Here is an 11,310-nt window from a genome sequence, read left to right on the forward strand (position 1 = left end):
CCGCGCATGAAACGGATGAAAGACGCATGATTTCTGTTGACGCCTTCGACCTCAGGATTCTCGGCGCGCTCCAGGACGATGGCCGCCTCACCAACCAGGAGCTCGCCGAGCTCGCGGGCCTGTCAGCCTCGCAATGCTCGCGGCGGCGGATGCGGCTGGAGGAGGAGAAGGTGATCGCGGGCTACCACGCCGACCTCTCCAGCGAGGCGCTCGGCTTCGGCGTGATCGCCTTCATCCAGGTGGGACTGGCGACCCACTCGCCGGACAATTCCAAGCGTTTTCGCGCGCTGGTGAACCGGATCGATGAGATCCAGGAGGCGTATTCGCTGACGGGCGATGCCGACTATGTGCTCAAGGCCGTGCTGCGCGATCTCAAGGGCCTGTCCAACCTCGTCAATGACGTGCTGATGCCGCACCAGAGCGTGGCGCATGTGCGCTCCTCGATCGTGCTTGATAGGCTGAAGGAGAGCTCGAAGCTGCCGCTGAAGGAGATCAAGCCCGGCTGAAATCGAGGGAACTATGGCATTCGCGCTGGCAACGCGATCTGCGATGATCGCAGCTCCAGTTGCGGAGATTCAACATGGCGCTCCAGCTGCGACCGAACTGCGAATATTGCGATTGCGACCTGCCGCCCGACGCGACCAATGCGCGGATCTGCTCCTATGAATGCACGTTCTGCGCGGACTGCGTCGAGACCAAGCTGTTCAATGTCTGCCCGAACTGCGGCGGCGGCCTCGCCCCGCGCCCGATCAGGCCGGCGCAGGAATGGCGGCCGGGCGTGTGCACGGCCAAGCAGGCGCCGTCGGACAAGCGGGTGCATCTGAAGTACAGCCTGGAGGATGTCGCGGCGCATTGCGCGCGGGTGCGCGACGTGCCGCCGGAGAAACGGTGATTTGGCCCGCTACTCCGCCGCCAATATCGTTCCTTCGACCTCGCCGAACCCGACGCGATAGCCGTTGCCCTGGCACCAGCCGCGCATGACGAGGCTGTCGCCGTCCTCCAGAAACGAGCGCTTGGCGCCGCCGGGCAGTTCGACCGGCTCGGTGCCGTTCCAGCTGATCTCGAGCAGGCTGCCGCGCTGGTTCTTCTCCGGGCCGGAGATGGTGCCGCTCCCTAAGAGATCGCCGACATTCATGGCGCAGCCCGAGGAGGCGTGGTGCATCAATTGCTGCACCGACGACCAGTACATGTACTTGAAATTGGTGCGGCTGATGCTGGCGGGCGCATTGGCACCCGCAGCGCGCAAGGAGACGTCGAGCTCGACATCGTAGTTCTGCGGCCTGGTCTGCTTGAGATAATCGAGCGGCACCGGCTGCTGCTCCGGCCCGTTCAGGCGGAACGGCTCCAGCGCCTCGCGCGTCACCACCCAGGGGCTGATCGAGGTCGCGAACGCCTTGGCGAGGAACGGGCCGAGCGGCACATATTCCCATTGCTGGATGTCGCGCGCGCTCCAGTCGTTGAGCAGCACGAAGCCGAAGATCATCTCCTCGGCCTGGCTCTCGGTGAGCATCCCGCCCATCGGCGACGGCTGACCGATCACGACGCCCATCTCCAGCTCGAAATCGAGCCGCTTGCACGGCGCAAAGCTCGGCAGCTCCGCATTCGGCGGCTTCAGCTGCCCGCGCGGCCGCTTCACCCTGGTGCCGGAGACCACGACGGTGGAGGCGCGGCCGTTATAGGCGATCGGCATATGCAGCCAGTTCGGCTGCAGCGCATTGTCCTTGCCGCGGAACATCACGCCGACATTGGTGGCGTGCTCCTTCGACGAATAGAAATCGGTGTAGCCGGAGACGGCGAAGGGCAGGTGGAGCTTCGCGTCGCGCATGAGAACGAAAGCGCGCGAGCGCAACTGCTCGTTATCGCGAAGCTCCGGATTGTCGTGCCGCAAGAGCTCGCTGATGCGCGCGCGGGTTTTCGACCAAACCTTTGGACCCAGATGCATCAAGGCGTTCAGTCCTCCTGCAAATGTGCCCGGATCGCCCGCACTGATCAGGCCATCTTGCTCGAGCTCCCAGAGATCGAGCACGTAGTCGCCGATCGCTACGCCGAGGCGCGGGGCACGGCCATCCTTGGTCGAGAACACGCCATAGGGCAGATTTTGGATCGGGAAGTCCGAGGCCGGATCGACGGCGATGAAGGAGCGGAGGCTGGGGTCGTTGGGGTGGGGCATTGGTTCCTGCCGAATGTTTATTCACAGTTTCTCCGCCGTCATTCCGGGGCGCGCGGAGCGCGAGCCCGGAATCCATATTCACAATCGTGGTTATGGATTCCGGGCCTGCGCCTTCGGCGCATCCCGGAATGACCAAGTAACTACGGCTTGCCCGGATCGAACCGCTTCTCCAACCCCTTCCAACAATCCGCGTAATCGGCCTGGAGTGTGGCGGCGTTCGCCGCGTGTGCCGTGACGCGCTGCGGGTAGCGGGTCTCGAACATGAAGGCCATGGTGCCGGTCAGCTTCACCGGCTTCAATTCGCCGTTGCTGGCGTGCTCGAAGGCGTCGCGGTCGGGGCCGTGCGGCAGCATGCAATTGTGCAGCGAGATGCCGCCGGGGACGAAGCCCTGCGGCTTGGCGTCGTAGACGCCGTAGATCAGGCCCATGAACTCGCTCATGATGTTCATGTGATACCAGGGCGGCCGGAAGGTATTTTCCGCGACCATCCAGCGCTCCGGGAAAATCACGAAGTCGATGTTCGCGGTGCCCGCCGTCTCCGACGGCGAGGTCAACACCGTGAAGATCGAGGGATCGGGATGGTCGAAGCCGATCGCGCCGACGGGAGAGAAGGTACGCAGATCATACTTGTACGGCGCGTAATTGCCGTGCCAGGCCACGACGTCGATCGGCGAATGCGGCAACGTGGTCTTGAACAGCGAGCCGCCCCATTTCACGTAGAGCTCGGTCGGCGTGTCCTTGTCCTCGTAGTTTGCCACCGGCGTCAGGAAGTCACGCGCATTGGCGAGGCAATTGGCGCCAATCGGCCCGCGCTCCGGCAGCGTGAAGGCGCCGCCATAATTTTCGCAGAGATAGCCGCGCGCCGGGCCGTTCGGAATCTCGACGCGGAACTTGACGCCGCGCGGGATCACCACGATCTCGCCAGGCTCGGCATCGATACGGCCGAACTCGGTGACTAGGCGCAGATTGCCCTGCTGCAGCACGAACATCAGCTCGCCGTCGGCATCGTAGAAATGCTGATCCACCATCGACTTGGTGATGAGGTAGACATGCGCGGCCATGCCGGCCTGCGTATTCACATCCCCCGCCGTCGTCATGGTCTGCACGCCCTGAATGAAGGTGACATCCTCCTTCGGCAGCGGCGTCGGATCCCAGCGCAGCTGCGCGATCGGCAGGTCGTATTCATGGCACGGCGCCGAACGCCACAGCCCGGCGTCGACCTTCTCGAAGCGGCCGGAATGCTTCACTGAGGGGCGGATGCGGTAGAGCCAGGAGCGCTCATTGCTGCCGCGCGGCGCGGTGAAGGGCGAGCCCGAGAGCTGCTCGGCATAGAGTCCGTAGGCGCAGCGCTGCGGCGAGTTGCGCCCGATCGGCAGAGCGCCCGGCAGCGCCTCGGTCTCGAAAGAGTTGCCGAAGCCGGACATGTAGCCTGGCGTCACCTGGGCCGAGCTGCGGATGATCTGATCAGGCGAGGTATTGATGTTCATGACTATCCTCCTCCTTGCAAGGCGGCCCACATTTCCTGATCGCGCTTGTCGGTCCAGATCACGGGGTCGTCGATTCCGGACGCTTCGTCGTAGGCGCGCGACACGTTGAACGGCAGGCAGTGCTCGTAAATGGCAAAGCTCGAGAATTTCGGATCCATCACCTCGCGCGTCGCCGCCATCGATTCCTTTAAGCTGCGGCCCCTGGCGACCGAGATTTCGGCCGCGCCATAGAGCGAGGTGACGAAGTCGCGCGTCATCGCGATGGCCTCGCGCACCGTGGCGGTGCCCTTCAGCGCATCGCCGCGGCCCGGCGCGATCGCCTTCGGATTGAAGTTGCGGATCTCGTTTAGCGTCATCGGCCATTCGCGCAAATGCGCATCGCCGCAATAACAGGCCGAGTGATATTCGATGAGGTCGCCCGAGAACATCACCTCTGCATCCGGCACCCAGCCGACGATGTCGCCCGAGGTGTGGCCGGCGCCGAGCTGCATCAGGCGCACCTCGCGCTTGCCGAGATAGATCGTCATCTCGCCTTCGAAGGTCAGCGTCGGCCAGGTCAGGCCGGGAATGCTTTCCGCATCCTGGAACAGGCGCGGAAAGCGGCCGTACTCGGAATCCCAATCCTGCTGGCCGCGCTCCGCAATCAGCCGATGAGTCTCCTGCGAGGCGACGATACCTTGGGCGTGATAGGCGGAGGCGCCCAGCACGCGCACGGCGTGATAATGCGACAGCACGACATATTTGATCGGCTTGTCGGTCACCGTGCGGACCCGCTCGATCACCTTGTTCGCCATGGCCGGCGTCGCCTGCGCGTCGAACACGAGGCAGCCATCGTCGCCGACGATCACGCCGGTGTTGGGATCGCCCTCGGCGGTGAAGGCATAGAGATCGGTGCCGATCTCGGAGAAGGTGATCTTTTTTTCCGCGAGATCGCCGGTGGATGCGAAGTTCTTCGCCATGAATTCGTCCTTACAGGGCTATTGTTGTTGCTGTTGTTGCTGTTGTTGCTGCTGACCATCGATCATGCGGCGCTTGGCGAGCCCGATCGCCTCGCGCAGCACGTCGATGTCGCCGATATGGTTGGCGAGGATCAGCACCAACGCCGCGTCGAAATCGGCGCTCTGCTCCTCGGTGAGACCGCGATGCGCCTCGACGATGGCACGGAAGGCATCGTCGGGGCGTGCGAAGTTCGAGCTGGTGGAGAGCGGCATGCCAAACCTCAATACAAACCTTCGGCTCGCGCCAGCGCCGCCGCGATCGCCGCACGCGTCGGATGACGGAAGCGCGCCGCGACATAACCGTCAGGCCTCAGCAGATAGGCGGCACCCGGCTCGGCGCCGTAGCGCTTTGCGACCAGGCCCGAGGGATCGGCAAATTCACCGTCGGCGCCAATGCGGATGCCCTTGATACCATCAGGCGCATCGATCGGCGCGCCATTGCTGAACGACAGCAGAGTGAAATCCGTTCCACCTTTGCGGAAGGCATCCGTCAGATAGATCGGCTCGCCGGCGGACGTTGCGGCGGGCGCGTCGAGCATCGAACCGCCGGGCGGGGGTCCACCGCGCCACGCATCCGCATCAAGCGAGGACAGCGGCGTATCGTAGCTGCACGGCACCGACAGCCGACCGCCATTGACCATGCGCTTGCCGAATTCGGTCTCCTTGGCGAGCGACAGCACCGCCTTGCGCAGCCGTGCCTCCTGATGCGAGTTCGGCGCCATGAAGTCGGTCGAGCGGGTGGATTCGCGGATGTTCTCGTCGGCCGCCATGCTGCGCTCGACATGGTAGCTCTCGAGCAGGCTCGCAGGCGATTTGCCGCGCAGCACGCGGTCGAGCTTCCAGGACAGATTCTCTGCGTCTTCGAGTCCCGAGTTCGCGCCACGCGCGCCGAAGGGCGAGACCTGATGCGCGGAATCGCCGGCGAAGATGACGCGGCCATGGATGAAGCGGTCCATCCGCCGGCATTGGAATTTGTAGAGCGAAATCCACTCGAATTCGAACTTGTCGTGGCCGAGCATGCGCGCGATCCGCGGCCGCACGTTTTCCGGCTTCTTCTCGAGAACCGGATCGGCATAGCGGTTGAGCTGGAGATCGATGCGCCAGACGTCGTCGGGCTGCCGGTGCAGCAGCGCCGAACGTCCGGCATGAAACGGGGGATCGAACCAGAACCAGCGCTCGGTCGGAAATTCCGCGGTCATCTTGACGTCGGCGATCAGGAACTGATCCTCGAACACCTGGCCGGCGAATTCCGCCCCGACCATCTGCCGCAGCGAGGAGCGCGCGCCGTCGCAGGCGACGACATAGCGCGCATTCAGGCGGTAGGCGCCCTCGGGCGTCTCGATCGTCAGCAGCGCGGAATCGTTGCGCTGCTCGAGCGCCGTCACCTTGTTGCGCCAGCGCAGGTCGATCTCCGGCAGCTCGTTGATGCGATCGACCAGATAGGCCTCGGCGTAATATTGCTGGAGATTGATGAAGGCCGGCCGCTTGTGACCGTCTTCGGGCAGGAGATTGAACTGGTAGAGCTGCGACTCGCCGTGGAAAATCCGCCCGACGCTCCACACCACGCCCTTCTCGACCATGCGGTCGCCGACGCCGAGCCGGTCCCAATATTCCAGCGACCGTTTCGAGAAGCAGATCGCGCGCGAGCCCTCGCCGATGCGGTCGGCATCATCCAGCAGCACGACGCGCTGGCCGCGCTGGGCAAGATCGATCGCCAGCGACAGCCCGACCGGGCCCGCGCCGACGATCACGACCGGATGCGCCGCGGGGCTCGAGCCGGGGCGGTCCTGATCGGGGTGACGGCGGTAGCCGAACTGGGTCTTGGCTTGAGCGGTCTTGGCGTTCAGGGTTTTGGCGTGAGGGGTATTGGCCGGCGCCATACACGAACCTCGGCTCTGGTCAGGACAGGATCGATCTGCTAGATAGTCTCACGTGCAACTATTTTGGACCGGAGCCGGCCGGCCGTCAACTGGAATTCGGAGGCGCTCTCCTTGGCGAGGACATCCAGCGACATCGCGCTCAAAGCGCGCGCGGCCGACGAGGCGTCGGCGCGGCCAAAGCTGCGGCTCGATCTGTTCAAGTTCGTGCCGTTCCGCCTCAATCGGCTCGCCGCGGAGGTCAGTTCCGCGCTGTCGGTCGAGTATCAGGAACGCCACGGCCTCGACATTCCGGCCTGGCGCGTCATCGCCACGCTCGGCTTCCGCAATGATGCCTGCAGCGCGCAATACATTTCGCAATGCACCCGCACGCACAAATCCACCATCAGCCGCGCAGTGACGGCGCTGCTCAGCGACGGCCTGATCGAGCGGGTCGAGAACGAAGCCGACCGCCGCGAATTCCGCCTGCAACTGACCAGGAAGGGCCGCGCGCTCTACGAGGAGCTGTTCCCGCAATTGCTGCGGCGAGAGGACGAGATCCTCGCCTGCCTCTCGGCGCAGGAGCGCAAGCAGCTCTCGGCCCTGCTCGGCAAGATCGAGCAGAGCCTCGATCTGATCCAGACCAGCGAAGAGGCGGATGCGAAGCAGGCGTATTAGGGCGCCCCCCATAAGGCGCAGACGTCAGCTTTTGGGAGCCCGGTTGAGAAAGCTTGGTAGGACCGTGACGGCAGCGAGGTATATAGCGATGCTCCTTGTGGCGTTTGCCGCAACTCGCGCATACGCCGCTGACATAGGTTATCTGGCTCCCCCTGGAGTCGCGGCAAACGAGTTTCCCTCACCGCAGCGTCCTGTCGCACGGATCGTCAGCCCGCGCCGCTCCGCCGAAGAGCGCCGCGACGCCCTGAATGAGGCCGGTCAAATCGCACGCGCTCTTGAACTGAAACCAGGGATGACTGTCGGCGACATTGGAGCAGGCAGTGGCTACCACACGGTCAGGCTCTCGCACCTCGTCGGATCCGCCGGCTCTGTCGTTGCCCAGGACGTCACGCGGGACTATCTCGTCGAACTCGCCAGGCGAACAAAACTTCTGAAGTTGACAAACGTGCAATTCGCGCTCGGCGAACCACACGACCCGCGTCTGCCCGCTTCCTCGCTGGACGCCGCAATCCTTGTGCATATGTATCACGAGATAGCCCAACCCTATGCCTTTCTCTACAATCTTGCGTCCGCCTTGAAGCAAGGTGCGCGGGTCGGAATTGTCGATCTTGAGCTTCCGACGTCGAAGCATGGCACGCCAATTGAGCTCTTGCGCTGCGAGTTGACCGCCGTCGACTATCGCGAGATCGCCACATATAAGCTCGCAGGGGGCGGAGGATACCTGGCGGTATTCTCTCCTCCGGAGCTAGCGGCTCGAAAATCTCCCCACGATATCGTTGCTTGCGGGGATCCTGCCGGTGCTCGTTGACATCGCGCCCGCCTCCCGTCTCAACCCATCCGACGAACTCTACGAGGAGCTGTTCCCGCAATTGCTGCGGCGAGAGGACGAGATCCTCGCCTGCCTCTCGGCGCAGGAGCGCAAGCAGCTCTCGGCCCTGCTCGGCAAGATCGAGCAGAGTCTCGATCTGATCCAGACCAGCAAAGAGGCGGATGCGAAGCAGGCGTATTAGGGTGCTGGCTGGCAAACGGGCTGCGCTCAAGGGCTGAAGCGTGTGGCGTCTAAACGAGACCACAGAGCGCGCGGCCCTCAACGCTGTTCAATCACTTCACGCCATCATTCCGCGGCTCTTCGTCGATGGCTCGATCGGAGACCCGAGCCTGGACGTCACAGTCTTCCGGCGTGATCGAGACACTCGCCGCGCCGGCTTCCTCCTTCGCTGATAGCGACGGTGATGGGGGTCGATGTTCGGCGCGGTTGCCGCGGAAACGGCGATGTAGTTTCTCACCCTGGTCGAAAATGATGTTGAGCAGCCAACCTGCGATCGGTCGCGCGATTGCACGAAACGGCCTGGCAATGATGAAACCGCCTTTGACATTCTCGATCGGGAAAGCCAATGCGTTGACCAGAGTGTCGGCGGTGACGTACCGATAATTTTCTGCCAGATGCTCGCTGTTCATCAGCATCTGGATGGCAGGCTTGTCGTTCTCACCGTCGACCAGGATCATCGAGGAAAATTTGTCGTCCGAACCGGTCAGTGCATTGGCCTCAGCCGTTGTGACGGGATGCAGGCGCACGACGCCAGCTTCGGTTTGCTGGCGGTAGTGCACGGCCAGCGTAAGCTCGCCCATCTGCACCGCGACCAGCAGCGTACCGAGATAATCGGCATTAGGCTGTGGCTTCTCGAAACTGACGCCAGGGACCATTTCGATGATATCGAGAATGCGGCCTAGATCAGCGGCGGCCGCGGCGCGGCCGGCGAGACTGGCGGCCAGGTCGGCAATTGCCCTGGAAGCTTTCGAGAAATGCCCGCTGGCGCCTTTCATGGCGTTGGCAGCAAGGTTTTTGAGTTTTGAAAGCACGCCGAACACCGTTGTGAATGTCAGGCACAACCTAGAAATGACGGATGAATACGTCAATCGGCGTGCACGATCGCGCATCCCGGGTCGATGCTTTACATCGTCCCGAGCGACGAAAGTCGCTACCCTCACTTGCCGAAACCGACTTCGCCGCCGTCACCACGAGGGACGGACCGGGTCAGGCACGGCCGCGACGGCGCGGGGTCGGCGTGAGGCCGGGAAGGGCGGGTGACCACATTTGTCTCCAAAGTGACGATATCGTCATTCCGCAAACGACCGCGTCGGCGGCAGATGCAGCGCCCAGGCATCGACCTCATCGCTGGCGCGCGGATAGATCTCGGTCACGATCGGATCGTGGCCGGGGATGAACCTGTCGGGATGGCCGGCGAGGCGCTCGATCGTGTCCCAGCCTTGCGCCATGTCGCCGACATTATAAACGATCGGGAACGGGCTCTTGCGCTGCAGATTGGCGTAATAATGCGCGGCATCGGAGGCCAGCACCACGGCGCCGCGCGCGGTCTCGACCTTCACCACCTGCAAGCCGTCGGAATGGCCGCCGACGCGGTGCACGGTCACGCCGGGAGCAACCTCGCCATCGCCGGAATAGAAGGTGACGCGCTCGCCATAGACGTGGCGCACCATCAGCGTCACATGCTCGACCGAGAACGGATGGCGCAGCAGGCCGTTGCACATGCAGCGTCCGGTCGCGTAGGCCATCTCGCGCTCCTGCAGATGGAAGCGCGCGTTGGGAAAGCGGTCGAGATTGCCGGCATGGTCGTAATGCAGATGTGTCACGATGACGTCACGAATGGCTGACGCCGCGACGCCGAAACGCTCCAGCGCATCGACGGGATTGAGCGTGAGCTTGCGCGCCCGCGCGCTCGCCTCCTCGGCGTTGAAGCCGGTATCGACCAGAATGTCGCGGCCGTGCCCTCGAATCAGCCAGACGAAATAATCGAGGTCCTGCGCCGCGCTGTCATGCGGGTCGGGCAGGAGGAAGTTCATGTGGGGGGTGCGCGGCGACATCGTCGCATAGCGCAGGGCGTAGATCTCGTAGACGTTTCCCATGGGCTCGCTTTTTTTAGAGTTGGATCTTGGACGATCGCGCACACCAAGCCACCACCGGCAGGAAAGGTCAAACCCGAAGGCGAGGCTGCAATGTGAGATCGATCACGTCTTCACCCGCCCTGGCTGCGCTAAGGTCCGCCGACAGCATCGAGGTACCGAGGACCGTCATGACAACACCATCCATTCCTCTCGCGGCATGCCCATCCGCTGCGGTCCATCATCGGGATAAGGTCGAATCTCCAAGCGGTTGACGCCCTCCGTCCCCGGTTTGATAATGAGGTAAGCGTAAGTTAAGGTCGCCGCGGCGCAAGCTGGAACGGCGCCTTTTGGCTGGACCGCGCTGATTATGAAAATTCGCTTCTTTTTTCTTCTGCCCTTGCTGATCTCGCTCGTCCCGACGGCCCCCTCGCTTGCGGCCGGCGACCGTTTTGCGCTGGTCATCGGCAACGCCAAATATCCGGATGCGGATGCCCCGCTGAAGGAACCGATCAACGATGCGCGCGCCGTCGCCGACGAGCTCAAGCGCGACGGTTTTTCGGTCGAGCTCGGCGAGAATCTGACCGGCGACGCCATGCGCCGCGCCTTCGACAAGCTCTACGGCAAGATCAAGCCGGGCTCGGTCGCGCTGGTGTTCTTCTCGGGTTTCGGCATCCAGTCCGCGCGCCAGAGCTACCTGCTGCCGGTGGATGCGCAGATCTGGACCGAGTCCGACGTGCGCCGCGATGGTTTCAGCCTCGAGACGGTCCTCGGCGAGCTCAACACCCGCGGCGCCGGCGTCAAGATCGCGCTGGTCGATGCGTCCAGGCGCAACCCGTTCGAGCGCCGGTTCCGCAGCTTCTCAGCGGGCCTGACCCCGGTGATCGCCCCGAACGGCACGCTGGTGATGTACTCGGCGGCGCTGGCCTCGGTGGTCTCGGACGCCGGCGGCGACCGCAGCCTGTTCGTCCAGGAGCTGCTGAAGGAAATCCGCGTTCCCGACCTGATGGCCGAGGAGACGCTGAACCGCACCAAGATGGGCGTCACCCGCGCCTCGCGCGGCGAGCAGGTGCCGTGGATTTCCTCGTCATTGGCCGAAGATTTCTCGTTCATTCCGGGCGCCGGCGGATCGCGTCCGGCAACGCCGCCGCCCGCGCCTCCCGCTGCGCCGGCCGTCGTCGCCAACAACCCGCCGGCCGCCCCTCCCGCACCGCCGACAC

12 protein-coding genes and 1 pseudogene are annotated in these 11,310 nt (G+C 63.7%); 6 read left to right on the forward strand and 7 right to left on the reverse strand.

The genetic code is table 11. The features are described from left to right. Positions 1-26 precede the first annotated feature (26 nt). On the forward strand, positions 27-506 hold the full coding sequence (locus tag I6F33_RS34225; protein ID WP_036016121.1) for an Lrp/AsnC family transcriptional regulator: 480 nt from the start codon (positions 27-29) through the stop codon (positions 504-506). Positions 507-580: 74 nt separating this feature from the next. Next, positions 581-892 carry a DUF1272 domain-containing protein gene (locus I6F33_RS34230; protein ID WP_225129941.1) on the forward strand — a complete coding sequence of 104 codons (312 nt, stop codon included), beginning with the start codon at positions 581-583 and terminating at the stop codon, positions 890-892. A 9-nt stretch (positions 893-901) separates the two neighbouring features. On the opposite strand, the gene fahA is transcribed toward I6F33_RS34230, so the two are convergent. The 5 genes from fahA to I6F33_RS34255 form a co-directional block, all read right to left on the reverse strand. After that, entirely contained in the window at positions 902-2,170 is a 1,269-nt protein-coding gene (gene fahA / locus I6F33_RS34235; RefSeq protein WP_225129943.1) for a fumarylacetoacetase, read from the reverse strand. 140 nt (positions 2,171-2,310) lie between these two features. Beyond that, on the reverse strand, positions 2,311-3,657 hold the full coding sequence (gene hmgA, locus I6F33_RS34240) for a homogentisate 1,2-dioxygenase (RefSeq protein WP_225129946.1): 1,347 nt from the start codon (positions 3,655-3,657) through the stop codon (positions 2,311-2,313). Between the two features lie 2 nt (positions 3,658-3,659). Next, a complete protein-coding gene (locus I6F33_RS34245) occupies positions 3,660-4,616 on the reverse strand; it encodes an MBL fold metallo-hydrolase (RefSeq protein WP_225129948.1) in 957 nt (318 codons plus the stop codon). 18 nt (positions 4,617-4,634) lie between these two features. Next, positions 4,635-4,868, reverse strand: coding sequence for a DUF2783 domain-containing protein (locus tag I6F33_RS34250; RefSeq protein ID WP_225129950.1), 234 nt, complete (start codon positions 4,866-4,868; stop codon positions 4,635-4,637). 8 nt (positions 4,869-4,876) lie between these two features. Then, positions 4,877-6,535 (reverse strand): FAD-dependent oxidoreductase, encoded by a 1,659-nt coding sequence (locus I6F33_RS34255; RefSeq protein ID WP_225145450.1) that lies wholly within the window; start codon positions 6,533-6,535, stop codon positions 4,877-4,879. 111 nt (positions 6,536-6,646) lie between these two features. Between I6F33_RS34255 and I6F33_RS34260 the strand changes: the two genes are divergently transcribed. From I6F33_RS34260 to I6F33_RS34270, 3 genes and pseudogenes are all read left to right on the forward strand, one after another. Beyond that, positions 6,647-7,189 carry a MarR family winged helix-turn-helix transcriptional regulator gene (locus I6F33_RS34260; RefSeq protein ID WP_225129953.1) on the forward strand — a complete coding sequence of 181 codons (543 nt, stop codon included), beginning with the start codon at positions 6,647-6,649 and terminating at the stop codon, positions 7,187-7,189. A gap of 88 nt (positions 7,190-7,277) precedes the next feature. After that, positions 7,278-7,997 (forward strand): class I SAM-dependent methyltransferase, encoded by a 720-nt coding sequence (locus I6F33_RS34265; RefSeq protein ID WP_036016344.1) that lies wholly within the window; start codon positions 7,278-7,280, stop codon positions 7,995-7,997. Positions 7,998-8,034: 37 nt separating this feature from the next. Beyond that, positions 8,035-8,199 (forward strand): annotated as a pseudogene (locus tag I6F33_RS34270) (MarR family transcriptional regulator); the annotation flags it as partial. 91 nt (positions 8,200-8,290) lie between these two features. Here I6F33_RS34270 and I6F33_RS34275 read toward each other — a convergent pair. Both I6F33_RS34275 and I6F33_RS34280 read right to left on the reverse strand, forming a co-directional pair. Beyond that, on the reverse strand, positions 8,291-9,127 hold the full coding sequence (locus I6F33_RS34275) for a hypothetical protein (protein ID WP_225113701.1): 837 nt from the start codon (positions 9,125-9,127) through the stop codon (positions 8,291-8,293). A 180-nt stretch (positions 9,128-9,307) separates the two neighbouring features. Then, positions 9,308-10,114, reverse strand: coding sequence for an N-acyl homoserine lactonase family protein (locus I6F33_RS34280; RefSeq protein WP_057030268.1), 807 nt, complete (start codon positions 10,112-10,114; stop codon positions 9,308-9,310). 346 nt (positions 10,115-10,460) lie between these two features. On the opposite strand from I6F33_RS34280, the gene I6F33_RS34285 reads away from it, so the two are divergent. Beyond that, on the forward strand, positions 10,461-11,310 hold an 850-nt coding region (locus I6F33_RS34285), incomplete at its 3' end, for a caspase family protein (RefSeq protein WP_225145451.1).

The organism is Bradyrhizobium sp. BRP20 (assembly GCF_020194215.1).
In the GTDB taxonomy this organism is placed as follows: domain Bacteria; phylum Pseudomonadota; class Alphaproteobacteria; order Rhizobiales; family Xanthobacteraceae; genus Bradyrhizobium; species Bradyrhizobium yuanmingense.

Coding starts and splice junctions, on each gene's coding strand:
- I6F33_RS34280 (WP_057030268.1), bottom strand. CDS start 10,114: ATGGGAAACGTCTACGAGATCTACGCCCTGCGCTATGCGACGATGTCG.
- I6F33_RS34245 (WP_225129948.1), bottom strand. CDS start 4,616: ATGGCGAAGAACTTCGCATCCACCGGCGATCTCGCGGAAAAAAAGATC.
- hmgA (WP_225129946.1), bottom strand. CDS start 3,657: ATGAACATCAATACCTCGCCTGATCAGATCATCCGCAGCTCGGCCCAG.
- I6F33_RS34255 (WP_225145450.1), bottom strand. CDS start 6,535: ATGGCGCCGGCCAATACCCCTCACGCCAAAACCCTGAACGCCAAGACC.
- I6F33_RS34275 (WP_225113701.1), bottom strand. CDS start 9,127: ATGCGCGATCGTGCACGCCGATTGACGTATTCATCCGTCATTTCTAGG.
- I6F33_RS34225 (WP_036016121.1), top strand. CDS start 27: ATGATTTCTGTTGACGCCTTCGACCTCAGGATTCTCGGCGCGCTCCAG.
- fahA (WP_225129943.1), bottom strand. CDS start 2,170: ATGCCCCACCCCAACGACCCCAGCCTCCGCTCCTTCATCGCCGTCGAT.
- I6F33_RS34265 (WP_036016344.1), top strand. CDS start 7,278: ATGCTCCTTGTGGCGTTTGCCGCAACTCGCGCATACGCCGCTGACATA.
- I6F33_RS34250 (WP_225129950.1), bottom strand. CDS start 4,868: ATGCCGCTCTCCACCAGCTCGAACTTCGCACGCCCCGACGATGCCTTC.
- I6F33_RS34230 (WP_225129941.1), top strand. CDS start 581: ATGGCGCTCCAGCTGCGACCGAACTGCGAATATTGCGATTGCGACCTG.